Origin of the sequence: Bittarella sp. HCP28S3_D9 (assembly GCF_052065655.1) — a bacterium.
In the GTDB taxonomy this organism is placed as follows: Bacteria; Bacillota; Clostridia; order Oscillospirales; family Ruminococcaceae; genus Bittarella; species Bittarella massiliensis.
In genome coordinates this window covers 18,111-33,829 of the sequence record NZ_JBQHTP010000003.1, presented here as the reverse complement: position 1 = coordinate 33,829, position 15,719 = coordinate 18,111, and the positions used below count along the sequence as shown (strand labels likewise).

Here is a 15,719-nt window from a genome sequence, read left to right as displayed (position 1 = left end):
GGGGGGATCATTTGAAAAAGTATCTTCAGTACAGCAGCTTTATAGCCTCTCTGGCGGTATTTGGAATTGGCCATGTGATTGACCGCTACAACATCATTTTAGTGGGCGTATTGCTCATGCTGTTGAGCAACCTCATCTACGGATTCGCCAGCGCCAAAAAACGGGTGTTCTTCCTGGTATTCAACTTTACCTTTTTTGTCTTTTTGCTGGGCAGACCGACAGTCTCTATGTTTAGGGGAAATGAATGGTGGTACTTTGAGAGCAGCGCTGTGCACTTTGCCCTCAATGCCTGTTTCCTGTCTCTGATGGCCTTACAGATTGGCACGGCAATGTTTGAAAGGCTGCACAGACCTATTAAAAGGCCGCCCTCCAACCCCCGCTGGGAGGAGAGCAAGAACGAGTCGGTTCAGGTGGTGTCCCTCTGCCTCTTCTATCTGGCAATGTTTTTTTATCTCGTGATGGAGCTGGAGAAGCTCCTCTTTATGCGCGGGAAGGAGTACACAGACTTTTACATTGCGTTTGCCTCGCAGATGCCCTTTTTGGTCCGCTTTTTGTCGGGGCTGATGAAACCGGCCCTCTGCATCTTCCTCAGCACGCTGCCCAAAAAGAGCCGCACAGTGTTCCCCCTGGTCCTGTATGTGCTCTCTGCGGTGCCGATGCTCATCATCGGCGCGAGAAACCCCATTGTCCTCAACCTGCTCTTTGCCCTGCTCTATTACTATATCCGGGATGTGCTGCAAAAGTATCCCCGGGAGAAGTGGATTGGGCGGTTTGAGAAGACGGCCATCGTATTGGCCATCCCCGCGGCCATTATCTTTTTGGCCATGTACAATTTTATCCGGGCCGACGTGCAGGTAGAGCGGATGGGACTGTTTTCCGCCCTGGTCGAACTCATCTACCGGCAAGGGGTGTCCTTTGATGTGCTCTGTATGGCCTTTTTGGCTCTCCCCAATTTGCCGAATGTGGTCCCCAAGTGCTATACTTTTGGCGGGTTTATTGACGAGTTTCAGCATGGCACCATTGCACAGGCCCTATTTGGCGCCACCCCGTTGGGGGAGAGCAACAGTGTCTACAAGGCCGTGTACGGAAACAGTTTTGCCCACAGTATGTCCTATGTGGCCAAAGACACCTATCTAGAGGGCGAGGGTTGGGGCTCCTCTTATATTCTAGAGACCTATGCCGACTTTGGCTACGTTGGAATGTTCTTGTTTGGCATTCTGCTCGGCGTTGCCCTGGGATATCTGGTGTACCTCATCTACCAGGGTGGCTTTCGCTCTGTCTTGGGCTGGATGGCCGCCACAACTTTGTTTTTGGTCCCCCGCGATTCTGCCACGGGCTGGATAGAGTTTATCATCACTCCGCGGTTTTGGGTAGCGGTGGTATTTTGCTATATTGTAGGAAGTTTATGTGCGAAGTCGTATCGCCAGCTGCCATATATGCAGGCAGAGTATTTGACAAATAGGAGGAAAGACACGAGATGTTTGAGAGATTCGGCTTGAAAGATGCGTTTTATACCATCTGGAAGCACAAGCTTCTGATTATTGCGATCGCCCTAGTGACTGGACTGCTGGGCGGCCTGGCCCTATCCGGCAACCCCAAGCGGGTCACGGGGCAGACAGTGCCCGGCCAGTACAACGAGACCATCACCTATTACGTAAAGCTCAGCGATAGGGCCTACCAGAGCAAGGGCTTGTCGACCTCCTCCCTAAGCGCAATGCAATTGGACTATACCAAGAGCTATACTGCCATTCTGACTTCTGATGTCTGTCTTGATTACGTGGTTACCTCTGCCGAGGAAATTGTGGGCAAAGAGAAGATGGAAAAGCAGCTTCGCGCTGTCAACCCCGACGGGGCGGTAGAGAAACACCAGGCCCTGAAAAACCTGGTGAAAGTCGAGCAGGTCAAAGACAGCTATCTGATCACCGTTTCCATCACTTCGGTGGACACCGATTTTGTCAAGGCGGTTTCTCAGGGGTATTACAACTATGTCAACCAGGCGAACAACGACTTTGACTTTGCCCAGCTGCAGCACATCAAAACGGTAAAATCGGATAGCGAGACGCTGCAACTTCGCGAAAAGAGCAACGCCTTTAGCAAGACGGGGTTTGTTAAATATACCGTGGTCTTTGGCATTGCCGGTGCCGCAGTTGCAATCATTGCCGTGATGGGCATCGCCCTGTTCTTCCCGACAATCAACCGCAAAAGCGATTTTCAGATGTATGACGTGCCTGTCTTGGGAGAATTGCCCAAGTTGAAGGGCGACAGAGGAGGGGTTTGAGATGGTACAGAGACGCGTCCGTCTGACCAGAGAGGAAAAACTGGCAGAGAGCAGGCAGTTTGCCGCCAACCAGATTTTGCAGTTTTACCGGGAGAAGGAGGCGCGCTGTCTAGCGGTCACCACCAGCACCCGGCTGCAAAGCGAGAAAGAGCAGGTTTTCCTCGACCTGGGAGAGCGGTTGGAGAGTCAGGGTGTTCGCCTGATTCGATTCACCGACGGGAAGGAGTCGCTGGCTCAACCCGTTCCCGGTGTCGAGCAGATCGCCGATTTGGCGGGATTAAAGCAGTTCTTGGCAGAGAATGCGGAGACCTGCTATCTGTTGGATGTCCCACCCCTCGCCCTCTTTGCCAATGCGGTGGAGGCTGCCCGCCTGACAGACGGGGTCGTCTTCATCGAAAAGTACGGTTCGACCAAGCACGATTCGTTCGAGCGCTGCCTGGCCCTGCTGAAACAGGAAGCCGTTCAGGTGTGTGGAGTCGTCACCTACCGATGACCGTTTTGGTACAGAGAGAAGGCGGTGCAGTGTGAGATCAAAAAATTCATTTGTCAATATTCTTGTCAGTTGCTTTTCCTATGTCTTTTTAATGCTCAACTCATTTCTCACCCGGGCGGTGTTTTCCCGCCAGCTGGGATTGAGCATTGCAGGCATTGAGGGGATGTTTCTAAACGTCGTCTCCATGTTGGGCATTGTCGAAATGGGGATCGGAACCGGCATTGTCTACAAGCTGTACAAACCCATTGCGGAAAAGAACTATTCCCAGATTGCCGTTTTGCTGAAGTTTTATAAAAAGGCATACAGCATCATCGCCTCGGTGGTTTTGGGCTGTGGGTTTGTCGCCGCCTTTATCGTCCCCTTCCTGGTGACCGAGGACTACTCGAAGCCCTGGCTGGGCGCCATGTTCATGATGTACGTTTTTGACGTACTGGCGTCCTATCTCTTCGCTCACAAGCGGGCCATGTTCATTGCCGATCAGAAAAACTATGTCAACACCCTGGCGCACACAGGGGGCCAGCTGGTCTCCTGTATCCTTCAAGTGACCAGTTTGACCCTGTTTCACTCCTATTTCCTCTATCTGATCATTAAGGTGACCTGCACGGCTCTAGAGAACGTCTTCATTGCCCTCTGGTACCGCAAACACTACCCGCACATCGACCTCAAGACCACAGTGGAGATGGATGAGAGAGAGCGCAAAGGGCTTTTCAAAAACATCAAGGCGCTTCTCTTCCACAAAATTGGCGGATTCAGTCTCAACTCCACCTCCAGTATGATCATCATCAATGGCGCCGGCAGTCTTGCCAGCGGCCTGTACAGCAACTACATGATGATTGTCAATGGGCTGTTTCGCATCTCCGATCAGGTGTTCACCGGCATCATCGCCAGCTTTGGCAACCTGATGAATACTACCTCAACAGAAAAGTCCTATAAAAACTTTAAATCCCTCTACTTTATGAATTATCTCATCTACTCCTTCTTCACCGTCTCCTTCTTTACCCTGGCGACTCCCTTTGTCCGCCTTTGGATCGGGGAGAACGGCGTCTTTCCCCTCGACACGTTGGCCCTGCTCACTCTGTATTTTTACATTATGGGAATGCGGCAGTCGGTGCAGATGGTCCGCACCAGTGCGGGGATTTACCGGCCCGATCAGTACCTGCCCCTGGTCGAGGCGGCCATCAACGTCATTATGGGTATCATCCTGGTCAAGCCCTTTGGGGTCAACGGGGTGCTGATGGCAAACCTCATCGAGATGTTCATCATCCCTTTCTGGACTCATCCCTATATCATCTACAAAAATGTCTTTTTCCAAAGTGTCAAGACCTATTATCAGAGATATGTGCTCTATGCGGGCATTACCTTTGGCTCGCTGTTGGCGACACAGGGCCTTTGCTCCCTCCTGCCTGTCATGGGACGATTTGCGACCCTAGTCGTCTATGCAGTTATCTGTCTGCTCGTCCCCAATGTTATCAACCTGGCTTTGTTTTATAGGACAGACGAGTTCCAGTATCTGTTCCGCACGACCACAGGGTTGCTCTCCCAGTTCAAAGAGGCGCTGAAAAAGAGAAAGCAGTCTGCTTAAGAGTGGACTTTCCCCAAAATAAAAAACTGGCCGTCGCCATGGCGACGGCCAGTTTTTTATTTGAAAGGATTTACAGAATGATGCTCTCCCCGGTCATCTCTTCGGGCTGGGGCAGCTCCAAAATCTTTAACATGGTGGGGGCGATGTCCGCCAGGCGGCCGCCCTCCCGCAGCTTGCAGTCGCCGCAGCCGATCACCGCAAAGGGCACCGGGTTGGTGGTGTGGGCGGTGAAGGGGGACCCGTCGGTGTCGTAGAGCTTGTCGGCATTGCCGTGATCGGCAGTCAGCAGCACCGCGCCGCCCTTTTGCAGGATGGCGTCCACCAGCTGGCCCACGCCGTCGTCCACCGCCTCGACCGCCTTGACGGCCGCGTCGAAGACACCGGTGTGGCCGACCATGTCGCAGTTGGCGTAGTTGAGGATGATCACGTCGTACTTGTCCGAGGCGATCCGGGCCAGGGCCTCTTTAGTGACCTCCGGCTCACTCATCTCGGGCTGCAGGTCGTAGGTGGCGACCTTGGGCGAGTTGATCAGGGCCCGGTCCTCCCCTTCACAGACCTTTTCCACTCCACCGTTGAAGAAGAAGGTGACGTGGGCGTACTTCTCGGTCTCGGCGATCCGCAGCTGGGTCAGCCCCTTCTGGGAGATGTACTCGCCAAAGGTGTTGGCCAGAGACTGGGGCTTAAAGGCCACATGGACCCCGGGCATGGTGGCGTCGTACTGGGTCATGCAGACGTAGTAGAGGGGGAAGCAGCCCTTGGCGCGGGCAAAGCCGTCAAATTTCTCGTCCACCAGGGTGCGGGTGATCTCCCGCGCCCGGTCGGGGCGGAAGTTGAAGAAGATCACCGAGTCGCCGGCGTTCATCCCGGTGTAGCCGGTGCAGACGGCGGGCACCACGAACTCGTCGGTCACCTCGTCCTTGTAGGAGTTGGGCATCACTTCCAGGGCGTCGGCAGCGACCCCTTTGGCGTCCACCATGGCCTGGTAGGCCTTCTCCACCCGCTCCCAGCGGTTGTCGCGGTCCATGGCGTAGTAGCGGCCCATGATGGTGGCGATCTTGCCCACGCCGATTTCCCGCAGCTTCTCGTCCAGGGCCTTCACGTAGTCAGCGCCGGAGGAGGGGGGCACGTCCCGCCCGTCCATGAAGCAGTGGACCCAGACCTCTTTGAGGCCCTTCTTCTTGGCCAGCTCGATGATGGCGTAGAGGTGCTCGTTGTGGCTGTGGACCCCGCCGTCCGAGAGCAGCCCCATCACGTGCAGGGCGCTGCCCTTTTGCAGGCAGTTGTCCATGGCGCCCACCAGGGCCTCGTTTTCAAAGAAGTCGCCGTCGGCGATGGACTTGGTGATCCGGGTCAGCTCCTGGTAGACGATCCGCCCGGCGCCGATGTTGGTGTGTCCCACCTCGCTGTTGCCCATCTGCCCGTCCGGCAGGCCCACGTCCATGCCGGAGGCGCCGATCTCGGTGGTGGGGTAAGTGGAGAAGATCTTGTCCAGGTTGGGGGTCTTGGCGGCTTTGATGGCGTTGCCGTAATCGCTGCCGTTGATGCCAAAGCCGTCCATGATGATGAGGGCCAGAGGTTTTTTCATAGTTGCGCTCCTTTTCAATGGATTGCGGCCGCGCCGTCGGCGTGGCCGCAATCCGCGGGTTGTTGCTTTCCCTGTGGGGGATCTATTTGCTGGCGGCCTCCACGATCTGGCTGAAGGCGTCGGCCTTCAGGGAGGCGCCGCCGATCAGGCCGCCGTCCACGTCGGGCTGGGCCAGCAATTCAGCGGCGTTGCCGGCGTTCATCGAGCCGCCGTACTGCACCACCAGGTGGCTGGCGGCCTCTTCGCCGTAGAGCCCGGCCACGGTGGCGCGGATGACGGCGCAGACCTCGCCGGCCTGCTCGGCAGTGGCGGTCTTGCCGGTGCCGATGGCCCAGACCGGCTCGTAGGCGATGATGATGGACCGCAGGCCATCGGCGTCGATCCCCTGCAGGGCGATTTTGGTCTGCAGCGCCACCACCTCGGCGGTGATGCCCTGCTCCCTTTGGGCCAGCAGCTCGCCCACGCAGACGATGGGCTTTAGCCCGGCGGCCAGGGCGGCCTTGGTGCGCAGGTTGACCGTCTCGTCGGTCTCGGCAAAGTACTGGCGGCGCTCGCTGTGACCCAGCACTACGTACTCGACCCCCATCTCGGCGAGCATGTCCGCGGCGATTTCGCCGGTGAAGGCGCCGGACTTCTCAAAGTGGCAGTTCTGGGCGCCCACCTTGACGTTGGTGCCGGCGGTGGCGGCCAGGGCGGTCTCCAAATCGGTGAAGGGCACGCAGACCACCACGCCGCAGTCGGCGCCTTTCACCAGGGGGCAGAGCTCCTCCAACAGGGCCTTGGCCTCGGCGCGGTTTTTGTTCATCTTCCAGTTCCCGGCGATGACCGGGGTGCGCAGGTTCTTATTCATACAGCAAATTCCTTTCTGGCGGTTTTCCTCTGTGAAAATGGCACGAAGGAAACCCCTCGTGCCATCTCTTCGCACAGCACAAGCCGGCCGGTTGGGCCGCGGTGCTCCCCCGCCGCAGCGAGCGGCGGGCTACTCGTCGATTTATTTGTCGTTGAGGCAGGCGATGCCCGGCAGCTCTTTGCCCTCCAGGAACTCGAGGGAGGCGCCGCCGCCGGTGGAGATGTGGCTCATCTTGTCGGCAAAGCCCAACTTGGTGACAGCCGCCACCGAGTCGCCGCCGCCGATGATGGAGATGGCGCCGCTGTCGGCCACGGCCTTGGCGATCTCCAGGGTGCCGTCGGCGAACGGGGCAAACTCAAACACGCCCATGGGCCCGTTCCAAATCACGGTGCCGGCGTCTTTCACGGCGTCGCAGAAGAGGGCGATGCTCTTGGGGCCGATGTCCATGCCCATCCAGCCGTCGGGGATGTTGTCGGAGTCCACCAGCTTCTTGCCGCAGTCCTCGGCAAAGTGGTCGCCCACCTGGTTGTCGATGGGCAGCAGGAACTTGACGCCCTTGGCCTCGGCTTTGGCCATCATCTCTTTGGCCAGCTCGACCTTGTCGTCCTCGCAGAGGGAGTCGCCGATGGTGAAGCCCTTGGCCTTGAAGAAGGTGTAGGCCATGCCGCCGCCCACGATCAGGGTGTCGACCTTTTCGAGGAGGTTGTTGATGACGCCAATCTTGTCAGAGACCTTGGCGCCGCCCAGGATGGCGACCAGCGGGCGCTTGGGGTTCTCCAGGGCGCCGCCCATGAAGTTGATCTCCTTCTGGATCAGGTAGCCGCAGACGGCGGGCAGGTACTCGGCCACGCCGGCGGTGGAGGCGTGGGCCCGGTGGGCCGCGCCGAAGGCGTCGTTGACGTAGACGTCGGCCAGAGAGGCCAGCTCTTTGGCGAAGGCGGGGTCGTTCTTCTTCTCCTCTTTGTGGTAGCGCACGTTTTCAAGCAGCATCACGTCGCCGTCTTTCAGCTCGGAGGCCAGTTTCTTGGCGTCGTCGCCGATGACGTCTTTGGCCATCTTGACCTCTTTGCCCAGCAGCTCGCTGAGGCGGGCGGCCACCGGGGCCAGGGAGAACTCGGGCTCCCAGCCCTCTTTGGGACGGCCCAGATGGGAGCAGAGGATCACCTTGGCGCCCTGGTCCACCAGGTATTTGATGGTGGGGAGCGCGGCGACGATCCGCTTGTCATTGGTGATGACGCCGTCTTTCAGGGGAACGTTGAAGTCGCAGCGGGCGAGAACCTTCTTGCCGGCTACATCGATGTCTTCAATGGTCTTTTTGTTCAGAGAGGTCATGTGTTTGCCACCCTTTCGTCTTTTCTTTTTATTGTGAATAAAAAAACAAACCGAGATACAGGGCTGCCCGCCGGGGCAGGCTGGTCCTTTTCTATTTTACACGATATCAGTGGGCTTTTCAAGGCGGTTTTCCCCTCGAAAGAGGGGCTTTTTTCGGGGATCCCGGGAGCCCGGACTCACCGCTTTTTGGCGCCCTTGACCAGCACTCCTACCACCTTGGGCCCCGCGTTGATGGCGATGCTGGCCCCGGCCTTGTAGCGGCCGGAGCAGCTGTAGCGGAATTTCTTCTCCAACTGCTCGGTCAGCTCGTCCCCGGGGGCGTCCAGCTCCCCGCTGATGACCACAAAGGGGCTGCGCTCGGCCATCCGCTTCTCGGCCCAGCGGCAGAGGCCGGGGATGATGTTGGCGTCCCCCCGCACCTTCTCCACGATGTTCATCTCCCCCTGGGAGATCTGGAGGATGGGCCGCAGCCCCAGCAGCTCGCCCACAAAGGCGGCCGCGCAGCTGATGCGCCCCGACTTTTTGGCAAATTGGAGGGTGTAGACCGAAAAGTAGACCTCGGCGGTGTCAAACCAGTCCAACAGGTAGTCCCGCACCGCGGCGTAGCCCACCCCTTTTTGCACCATCCGCGCCGCCTCGGTCACCGGGAAGCCGTAGCCCAGGGAGTAGGTCTTGGAGTCGATGACCTTGATCTTCATCTGCGGCGCGTCGGGCTCCTCTTTGAACATGGCCTTGGCCTGCAGGGCCGCCTGGTACATGTTCGAGCCCTTGGAGTTGATGGTCACGTGGATCACGTGGGTGTACCCCTCCTGGGCGGCCCGCTCGTACTCTTCCAAAAACTGGTGGGCGGGGATGTGGCTGGTGGTGGGGATCTTGACGCAGCGGTCGAGCACGCCGTAGAACTCCTCCTTGGTGAAGTCCACTCCCTCCAAATACCCCATCCCGTCCACCTCGAGGGGGATGGGGAGGATGCGGATGCCCAGCTCCTCGGCAGTCTCCTGGGGGATGTCGCAAGCGGTGTCGGTGAGGATCAGCAGTTTTTCCATTTGGCACAACCTTTCGCAATCGGTTCTTGTGGTGAGGAGGGGGCCTAGCGGGCGTCCTCCCAGTTGTAGCGGGTCAGCTTTCCCTGCGAGTGCAGGGTGGGATAGCCCCACTGGCGCAGGACTTCGTACACCCCGATGGCCACCGTGTTTGACAGGTTCAGGCTCCGCGCCGCCGCCAGCATCGGCAGCCGGACGCAGGTGTCGGGGTGGGCGAAGAGCAGCTCTTCGGGCAGCCCGGCGTCCTCCCGGCCAAAGACCAGGTAGCAGCCGTCCGGGTAGGCCACGTCGCTGTGGACGGCCTGCCCCTTGGTGGTGAAGTAGTAAAAGGGGCCCTCGTTCTGGGCGGCGAAGTCCGCCCAGCCGTCGTAGTGGCGGATGTCCAGCAGATGCCAATAGTCCAACCCTGCCCGCTTGAGTTTTTTGTCGTCGATCTGAAAGCCCAGCGGCCCCACCAGGTGGAGCCGGGCGTTGGTCGCCGCGCAGGTGCGGGCGATGTTTCCGGTGTTTTGTGGGATCTGCGGTTCCACCAGCACGATGTTCAGCTCAGCCATGGCCGGCCCTCCTCTCCTCTCGGCAAATCAGTCGCCCGTCTTCCCCAGCCGTTCAAAGATGCCGGCCTTTTTGAGGATGGGCTCCAGCAGCGAGTAGAGCAGCAGCGAGACCACCACCGCGATGATCGCGTTGACCCCCGAGGTGAGGGCCTTGGTCCCCGCGGCCACCAGCACTGAGTCGAGCATCTTGCCCTGGAGCAGGGTCCCCATGAGGATATTTTTGACGGTGTAGAGGACCACGTACAGCCCGGCGCCGACAACGGCCCCGGCGGCGCGGCTGCCCTTGCCGCCCCGCTTGGCGATGGCGCCGCAGGTGGCGCCCATGGCGAATTTCATCAAAAAGGTGATGGGCGACTCGGCGATGTAGGCCGGGTCGAACAGGTCGTAGACCGCCGAGCCCAAGCCGGCCGAGAGGCCGCCCTTCAGGGGGCCGAGGATCATCCCCGACAGCAGGCACATCACGTTGCCCAGGTGGATCATGGTCTTGCCCAGCGGGGTGGGGATGTCGATGTGCAAAAAGGTGGCCACAAAGCACATGGCCCCCATCAGCCCCACCAGGGTCACGGTGTAGATCGAACTCTTGCGCTTCATTTTTACTCCTTCTTTTCGTGCAGAGATAGGGTTTGGCCGCCCCGCGGCCGGGAATGCTAAAAGGGTTCGGCCCGAGAGGGGCCCAGCGGCTCCAGCAGCTTGGGGAGGGCGGCTTCCACCAGCACCCCGTGCCGGGGGTCGGTGCCCGCGGCGGCGGTGAGGGAGATGGCCTCCTCCACAAACTGGGTGGCCCGCTGGGCGGCCTCGGCCAGGCTCTGCCCCGCCAGCAGCCCGCCGGTGAGCACGGCGGTGAAGATGTCGCCGGTGCCCGGGTAGGAGCCGGAGGCATACCGCCCGCGGATGCGGAAAAAAGTCTCCCCGTCAAAGAGCAGGTTGTAGCGGCCGCCGTCCATCTCGGCGCTGGTGATCACCGCCCGGCCCGCCCCCTGGGCGCAGAGGGTGCGCAGCCACTTCTTGGCGCTGAGGGGGGTGAAGCGGACCGGCCGGGTAAAGTCCATCCCCAGCAGCATGGCCGCCTCGGTGGCGTTGGGGGTGATCACGTCCCCCGCCCGGGCCAAACTCTTCATCTTGGCCCGCAGCGGCGGGGTGCAGGTGCGGTAGGGCTTTTGGTGGTCCCCCATCACCGGGTCCACCACCTTGAGCGCCTTGGGGTAGGCGTCAAAAAAGGCCTTGCAGCACTCGATCTGGCGGCTGTCCCCCAGAAAGCCCGAGTAGATGCAGTCGAAGTCCAGCCCCAGGGACTGGTAGTGGCGCAGGGCCGGCAGCAGGGAGTCGGTCAGGTCGGTGATGACCGGGTCCCCCAGCCCCCCTGTGTGGGTCGAGAGGATGGCGGTCGGCACCGGGCAGACCTGTACCCCCATCACCGAGAGCACCGGGGTGATGGCGGTCAGAGAACAGCGCCCAAACCCCGACAAATCGTGAATGGCCAGCACCCGCTTGGGCGGGGAAACCAGGTGTTCCATAGGGCGCCTCCTTCCTTTTGTTCCAAAATTTACCTGCCCTTGACGGGCGGCGAGACTCTTTCATACACAGCCAGTATATCACAAAAGGGGTGGGCAATACTAGTTGTATCTCGACCTCGGCCGGCTCCGCCGGCGCGGGGCCGCAGGTACAAATGAAGGAACGTGGGGAGGCATTTTCTATGAAACACAGCGGACACACCGCCCGCAACGTGGCCATCGGTATGGCGCTGGGCGCCGTGGCGGCCACCGTTGGCACCGAGCTGATGCACACCAACAAGCGGCAGCTGAAAAAAACGGCCGGTCGCGCCATGAAGACCATGGGCAACGTGGTGGGGGAAATCTCCACCATGATGCGGTAGCTACACTGCCGAGAGACGGGCGAGGGAGAGGGGCGGGTGACATGACACCCGGCCCTCTTTTTTTGCTAAGGCGAAAAGGCCCGCGCCGGTCAGCCCTCCAGCGCTTCTCTCAAGGGGCGGTAGGCGGCGATCAGCCGCTCCAGGGTGAAGCGGGCGTTGGCAGGACTGGTGGAGGGGAGGGGGATGTCCTCCACCCCGGTCTGGGGCAGGCAGTGGCGCTGGTAGAGGGCGTGCGCCTTGGCCCCGGTGGTGAAGACGGTGCGCACCCGGGTCTTTTGGAGCAGTCCGGCGATGTCGTTGGCCCGGGGGCGGCGGATGGTGGCGTCCGCCGCCCCTTCTATCTCGCAGGCGGCCAGCACGTCCCAGAGGGCGATGTGCCGGCGCAGGCAGAGCTGCTCCTTCGCCGCGTTCCCCTTGGGGACGGGCTCCCCCAGCACCCCGGCCACCACCCGCCAAAAGCGATTTTGGGGGTGGCCGTAGTAAAAGCTGTTTTCCCTCGATTTGGGCGAGGGGATGGTCCCCAGGATCAGCACCTCGCTCTCGGGTGACCAGACCGGCAAAAAGGTGTGTTCCACCAACTGTCCCACAAAAAAACCTCCCTCTGCCGGGGCTGTCTATTCGCCCCGGCCCTCACATAGAAGTAGTATACCCCCCTTTCTGTCCCCGCGCAATCGGCGCAGGGCGATTGTGCAAACCGTCTCGCCGGGGTATAATGGGGAAAACGCCATGGGAGGGGATCGGATGAGCGAGCACAATGAGAGAGACGGGGTCGAGCGGCTGCGCCGCTGGGTCGACAGCTGTGACAACATCGTCTTTTTTGGGGGAGCGGGGGTCTCGACCGAGAGCGGCATCCCCGATTTTCGCAGCGAGGACGGCCTCTACCGCCAGCACTATGACTGGCCCCCCGAGACCATCCTCAGCGCCGGGTTCTTCGCCGCCCACCCGGAGGAGTTCTACCGCTTTTACCGGGAGAAGATGCTGGTCACCGGCGCCCAGCCCGGCCCGGCCCACCTGGCGCTGGCCGAGTTGGAGCGGTGGGGCAAGCTGCGGGCGGTGATCACCCAGAACATCGACGGGCTGCACCAAAAGGCCGGCAGCCGCCGGGTGTACGAGCTGCACGGCACCATCTACCAAAACCGCTGTCTCTCCTGCGGGGCCCTCTGCGGGCCGGAGGGGCTGGGGGAGAGCGGCCTGCCCCGCTGCCGCTGCGGGGGCCTCATCAAACCGGAGGTGGTCCTCTACGGCGAGTCGCTGGACGGGGCGACCCTGCAGGGGGCGGTGGACGCCATCTCCCGCTGTGAGATGCTGATCGTGGGGGGTACCTCCCTGGCGGTCTACCCGGCGGCGGGGCTGCTGCAGTACTACCGGGGTCGCCGGCTGGTGCTCATCAACAGGAGCCCCACCCCCCAGGACGGGCGGGCAGACCTGCTCCTGCGGGGCTCCATCGGCCCGATCCTCACCGAGGCCATCCGCCCCCTGGGCGGGGAGGCGGCCCTGTGAGCGGGCAGCGCCGGGCCGACATCCGCGTCGGGGCCCTGGTGGACATCGTCCTCAAAAAGGACCAGCGCACCGGCCGCCTGACCAGGGGACACGTCAAGCGGATATTGACGGGCAGCGCCACCCACCCCCACGGCATCAAGGTGATGCTGCGGGAGGGCGACCAGGTGGGCCGGGTGCAGGCGATTTTGGAGGAGAGCGATGAATAAGCTGCAGGGATTTTACAGGTTGCGCCAGGGCGGGCTGCCCGCCGTGCCCTGGCAGACCTTCTCCCCCGACACCCGGCTGGAGGAGGGCATCCTCTGGACGGTGCGCAGCGCCGTCGAGCGGGGGGACGACCAGAACCTGCCCCGGCTGGTGGGGGCCCCCGCCGCCGAGGCGGAGGCCTTTGCCCAGGGGCTCTTGGGGGAGTTGGGCCCCGGCGGGCTGGTGGTCTACTACCCCTATTTTGTGGCGGAGAAGAGCGGGGTGATCGAGCTCTCCCCCTTTCGCACCGTCATCGAGGCGGTGCGGGGCGATCTCTGGAACCTGGCCACCGGCGGGGAGCACGACGAGACGGTGGTCATCACCGACGAGGACGTGGAGGTGATGGGGGACGAGGGCTTTCTCTCCCCCGCCGAACTCGACGAGTTGGCCGACTGCGCCCTGCGGGCCCGCCGCCGCTTTCGGGGGGAGCTGGGTCGGGCCAGCGCCCTTTATCTGGAGTGGAGTTACGCCTGCAAGAGCGACCTGCAGAAGCGGCCTGCCGGACCAGCCCAGCTGGTTTTTTACGAGTTGCGGGCGGTCTGACCCCGCCGCTTTGGGAAAGTGTCTGTCAAATTTCTGACAAAGGTTTGTCGAAAGCGGGAATATTGTTGCGAAAAAGCCCTTCCTTGTGTATAATAGGGGTATTCTGAAGCGGGTTTGGCGGCGATCGCCCCCGCTTTGGGGAAAAGGAGGTCGATTTTTTGACTTGCCCGAATTGCGGCGTCGACAACGCCGAAAACAGCGCCTTTTGCAAGGCCTGCGGCGCCTCCCTCACCGGGGAGCAGCCCGCATCGCAGGCGGCATGCCAGGGCGAGGCGATGCCCTCTCCCTACCAGCCGCCGGTCTACTCGATGTACGCCCCCTACCTGCCCGCCCCCCGGCGGGAGTACACCTGGAAAGACATCTGCACCATTGTCGGGTTCATCAGCTCCATTGCGGGGCTGTTCACCTTCTGGGTGGTGCTCTGCCCCATGGGGCTGCTCACCAGCTGCCTGGGGTACCGGGGCAACCGCACCAGGGGTCTGGCTGTGGCGGGCATCATCATCTCGCTGCTGGCCATCGCCATCAAGATCGGCTTTATCCTCTACCACCTGGACGTTCTCCCCTCCTGGCTCACCGACGGAGCTCTGTAGGGGGATTGACTGTCAGACACCCGCCGCCAATGGGGCGGTGGCTTTTGAAAGGAGAAAATGCAGATGAAATGTAACAAATGCGGCAGTGAGCTGGAGAGCGGCGCCAAGTTCTGCGCCGTCTGCGGCGAACCGGTCCCCCAGGCCCCCGAGGGCGACGGCGCGGCCCAGCAGCCCTACCAGAGTGCCCCCCAGCAGCAGCCCACCTACAACTACGGCGCCCCCCAGCAGGACGCGAGCTACAGCTACGGCGCGGCCCAGCCCCAGGCATCCCCGGTCTACGCCAACGTCCCGCCGGTCAGCGGCACCGCCTACCTGGTGTGGTCCATCATCGTGACCATCTTCTGCTGCCTGCCCCTGGGCATCCCCGGCATCGTCTTCGCCTCGAAGATCGACAAGCTGGCCGCCATGGGCGACCTGGCCGGCGCGCAGGACGCGGCCAAGAAGTCTAAGATGTTCTCCATCATCGGCGCCGTCGTGGGCGCGGTGGTCATCATCGTCTCGATCATCTTCTACGTGGCCGTCATCAGCGCTGCGGTCAGCGGCAGCTATTACTACTACTAAACACCCGGGGCCGTCGGGCCCCTCGGCAGGTGCCGCGGTGGCTTTCCGCCGCGGCATTTTTGCGCCCGTTTGCCCCTGGAGGGGTGGGGCGGTTGCCAAAACGGCGCACTTTCGGGTATACTAACACGGTATGTTCTTTGGCCCGGCAGCCGGTTTTGCCGGGCGGAAAGGGAGTGTTTGCAGTGACAGGAGAGACTGCGCGGCTGCGGCTGCGCCCCCTGACCGAGTCGGATGCCGACGCGGTGTTCTCTCTGACCAACGACGCCGAGGTGGCCCGCTTCATGCGCTTTTCGAGACAGCGGGAGCGGGGCGAGGCGGTCCAGCTCATCCGGGGCTACCTCTCCTCGGGCGGCTGGGCCTTCGCCATCGAGCGAAAGGCGGACGGGCGGTTTGTGGGGGTCTACGCCGTCCGCCCCAGCGAGGGCGACCCCGCCCGCTGGGACATGAGCACCTTCACCGCCAAGGACTGCTGGAACCAGGGCTATTCCAGCGAGGTGCTGGGCGAGATCGTCCGCCTGGCAAGGGAGGAGCTGCCGGGGATCACCCTGGTGGGCCACGTGGTGGCCGAAAACCGGGGGTCGCGCCGGGTACTTGAAAAAAACGGTTTCTCCCACATCGAGACCCTCCATTTCCCCGACATGGAGGGGGAGGGGCTCTGCATCTACCAGCTCGCCCTCTGACCCCCGCCCGAA

Annotated in this window: 19 protein-coding genes; 11 read left to right on the top strand and 8 right to left on the bottom strand. The window is 61.4% G+C overall.

Annotated features, from left to right (window positions below; genetic code table 11):
- Positions 1–11 precede the first annotated feature (11 nt).
- The 4 genes from ACTNAU_RS02950 (at position 12) to ACTNAU_RS02935 (ending at position 4,353) form a co-directional block, all read left to right on the top strand.
- Positions 12–1,499 carry an O-antigen polysaccharide polymerase Wzy family protein gene (locus ACTNAU_RS02950; protein WP_185915442.1) on the top strand — a complete coding sequence of 496 codons (1,488 nt, stop codon included), beginning with the start codon at positions 12–14 and terminating at the stop codon, positions 1,497–1,499.
- The gene (locus ACTNAU_RS02945; RefSeq protein ID WP_185915443.1) at positions 1,478–2,278 is read left to right on the top strand and encodes a hypothetical protein; all 801 of its coding nucleotides are present in this window, start codon (positions 1,478–1,480) and stop codon (positions 2,276–2,278) included. Before ACTNAU_RS02950 ends, ACTNAU_RS02945 begins: the two co-directional genes overlap by 22 nt.
- A gap of 1 nt (position 2,279) precedes the next feature.
- Complete coding sequence (locus ACTNAU_RS02940; RefSeq protein ID WP_185915444.1) at positions 2,280–2,771, top strand: hypothetical protein; 492 nt, start codon at positions 2,280–2,282, stop codon at positions 2,769–2,771.
- Positions 2,772–2,862: 91 nt separating this feature from the next.
- On the top strand, positions 2,863–4,353 hold the full coding sequence (locus ACTNAU_RS02935; protein ID WP_441097503.1) for a lipopolysaccharide biosynthesis protein: 1,491 nt from the start codon (positions 2,863–2,865) through the stop codon (positions 4,351–4,353).
- Between the two features lie 70 nt (positions 4,354–4,423).
- On the opposite strand, the gene gpmI is transcribed toward ACTNAU_RS02935, so the two are convergent.
- The 7 genes from gpmI to ACTNAU_RS02900 form a co-directional block, all read right to left on the bottom strand.
- Entirely contained in the window at positions 4,424–5,938 is a 1,515-nt protein-coding gene (gene gpmI, locus ACTNAU_RS02930; protein WP_441097502.1) for a 2,3-bisphosphoglycerate-independent phosphoglycerate mutase, read from the bottom strand.
- Between the two features lie 82 nt (positions 5,939–6,020).
- Positions 6,021–6,788 (bottom strand): triose-phosphate isomerase, encoded by a 768-nt coding sequence (gene tpiA, locus ACTNAU_RS02925; RefSeq protein WP_441097501.1) that lies wholly within the window; start codon positions 6,786–6,788, stop codon positions 6,021–6,023.
- Between the two features lie 141 nt (positions 6,789–6,929).
- Positions 6,930–8,120 carry a phosphoglycerate kinase gene (locus tag ACTNAU_RS02920; protein WP_279287183.1) on the bottom strand — a complete coding sequence of 397 codons (1,191 nt, stop codon included), beginning with the start codon at positions 8,118–8,120 and terminating at the stop codon, positions 6,930–6,932.
- 176 nt (positions 8,121–8,296) lie between these two features.
- On the bottom strand, positions 8,297–9,166 hold the full coding sequence (locus tag ACTNAU_RS02915; RefSeq protein WP_185915448.1) for a DegV family protein: 870 nt from the start codon (positions 9,164–9,166) through the stop codon (positions 8,297–8,299).
- Positions 9,167–9,210: 44 nt separating this feature from the next.
- Complete coding sequence (locus tag ACTNAU_RS02910) at positions 9,211–9,717, bottom strand: tRNA (cytidine(34)-2'-O)-methyltransferase (RefSeq protein ID WP_441097500.1); 507 nt, start codon at positions 9,715–9,717, stop codon at positions 9,211–9,213.
- 27 nt (positions 9,718–9,744) lie between these two features.
- Positions 9,745–10,308, bottom strand: coding sequence for an ECF transporter S component (locus tag ACTNAU_RS02905; RefSeq protein WP_021660573.1), 564 nt, complete (start codon positions 10,306–10,308; stop codon positions 9,745–9,747).
- Positions 10,309–10,364: 56 nt separating this feature from the next.
- Positions 10,365–11,231 (bottom strand): pyridoxamine kinase, encoded by an 867-nt coding sequence (locus ACTNAU_RS02900; protein ID WP_185915450.1) that lies wholly within the window; start codon positions 11,229–11,231, stop codon positions 10,365–10,367.
- 179 nt (positions 11,232–11,410) lie between these two features.
- On the opposite strand from ACTNAU_RS02900, the gene ACTNAU_RS02895 reads away from it, so the two are divergent.
- On the top strand, positions 11,411–11,590 hold the full coding sequence (locus tag ACTNAU_RS02895) for a hypothetical protein (RefSeq protein ID WP_185915451.1): 180 nt from the start codon (positions 11,411–11,413) through the stop codon (positions 11,588–11,590).
- Positions 11,591–11,679: 89 nt separating this feature from the next.
- Here ACTNAU_RS02895 and ACTNAU_RS02890 read toward each other — a convergent pair whose 3' ends face one another.
- Positions 11,680–12,177, bottom strand: a complete 498-nt coding sequence (locus ACTNAU_RS02890; RefSeq protein WP_441097499.1) for a DNA-deoxyinosine glycosylase — start codon at positions 12,175–12,177, stop codon at positions 11,680–11,682.
- A gap of 154 nt (positions 12,178–12,331) precedes the next feature.
- Here ACTNAU_RS02890 and ACTNAU_RS02885 point away from each other — a divergent pair, with 154 nt between their 5' ends.
- From ACTNAU_RS02885 to ACTNAU_RS02860, 6 genes are all read left to right on the top strand, one after another.
- Complete coding sequence (locus tag ACTNAU_RS02885) at positions 12,332–13,090, top strand: NAD-dependent protein deacylase (RefSeq protein WP_441097498.1); 759 nt, start codon at positions 12,332–12,334, stop codon at positions 13,088–13,090.
- Positions 13,087–13,296, top strand: coding sequence for a YwbE family protein (locus tag ACTNAU_RS02880; protein ID WP_441097497.1), 210 nt, complete (start codon positions 13,087–13,089; stop codon positions 13,294–13,296). Before ACTNAU_RS02885 ends, ACTNAU_RS02880 begins: the two co-directional genes overlap by 4 nt.
- Positions 13,289–13,876 (top strand): hypothetical protein, encoded by a 588-nt coding sequence (locus ACTNAU_RS02875; RefSeq protein WP_441097496.1) that lies wholly within the window; start codon positions 13,289–13,291, stop codon positions 13,874–13,876. The genes ACTNAU_RS02880 and ACTNAU_RS02875 overlap by 8 nt, the downstream gene beginning before the upstream one ends.
- Before the next feature lie 158 nt (positions 13,877–14,034).
- Complete coding sequence (locus tag ACTNAU_RS02870) at positions 14,035–14,466, top strand: zinc-ribbon domain-containing protein (protein ID WP_216400724.1); 432 nt, start codon at positions 14,035–14,037, stop codon at positions 14,464–14,466.
- Between the two features lie 63 nt (positions 14,467–14,529).
- The gene (locus ACTNAU_RS02865; RefSeq protein ID WP_185915457.1) at positions 14,530–15,027 is read left to right on the top strand and encodes a CD225/dispanin family protein; all 498 of its coding nucleotides are present in this window, start codon (positions 14,530–14,532) and stop codon (positions 15,025–15,027) included.
- Positions 15,028–15,209: 182 nt separating this feature from the next.
- The gene (locus tag ACTNAU_RS02860; RefSeq protein ID WP_441097495.1) at positions 15,210–15,707 is read left to right on the top strand and encodes a GNAT family N-acetyltransferase; all 498 of its coding nucleotides are present in this window, start codon (positions 15,210–15,212) and stop codon (positions 15,705–15,707) included.
- The last annotated feature ends 12 nt before the right edge of the window (positions 15,708–15,719 follow it).

Coding starts and splice junctions, on each gene's coding strand:
- ACTNAU_RS02945 (WP_185915443.1), top strand. CDS start 1,478: ATGTTTGAGAGATTCGGCTTGAAAGATGCGTTTTATACCATCTGGAAG.
- ACTNAU_RS02940 (WP_185915444.1), top strand. CDS start 2,280: ATGGTACAGAGACGCGTCCGTCTGACCAGAGAGGAAAAACTGGCAGAG.
- ACTNAU_RS02935 (WP_441097503.1), top strand. CDS start 2,863: ATGCTCAACTCATTTCTCACCCGGGCGGTGTTTTCCCGCCAGCTGGGA.
- gpmI (WP_441097502.1), bottom strand. CDS start 5,938: ATGAAAAAACCTCTGGCCCTCATCATCATGGACGGCTTTGGCATCAAC.
- tpiA (WP_441097501.1), bottom strand. CDS start 6,788: ATGAATAAGAACCTGCGCACCCCGGTCATCGCCGGGAACTGGAAGATG.
- ACTNAU_RS02920 (WP_279287183.1), bottom strand. CDS start 8,120: ATGACCTCTCTGAACAAAAAGACCATTGAAGACATCGATGTAGCCGGC.
- ACTNAU_RS02915 (WP_185915448.1), bottom strand. CDS start 9,166: ATGGAAAAACTGCTGATCCTCACCGACACCGCTTGCGACATCCCCCAG.
- ACTNAU_RS02910 (WP_441097500.1), bottom strand. CDS start 9,717: ATGGCTGAGCTGAACATCGTGCTGGTGGAACCGCAGATCCCACAAAAC.
- ACTNAU_RS02905 (WP_021660573.1), bottom strand. CDS start 10,308: ATGAAGCGCAAGAGTTCGATCTACACCGTGACCCTGGTGGGGCTGATG.
- ACTNAU_RS02900 (WP_185915450.1), bottom strand. CDS start 11,231: ATGGAACACCTGGTTTCCCCGCCCAAGCGGGTGCTGGCCATTCACGAT.
- ACTNAU_RS02895 (WP_185915451.1), top strand. CDS start 11,411: ATGAAACACAGCGGACACACCGCCCGCAACGTGGCCATCGGTATGGCG.
- ACTNAU_RS02885 (WP_441097498.1), top strand. CDS start 12,332: ATGAGCGAGCACAATGAGAGAGACGGGGTCGAGCGGCTGCGCCGCTGG.
- ACTNAU_RS02875 (WP_441097496.1), top strand. CDS start 13,289: ATGAATAAGCTGCAGGGATTTTACAGGTTGCGCCAGGGCGGGCTGCCC.
- ACTNAU_RS02865 (WP_185915457.1), top strand. CDS start 14,530: ATGAAATGTAACAAATGCGGCAGTGAGCTGGAGAGCGGCGCCAAGTTC.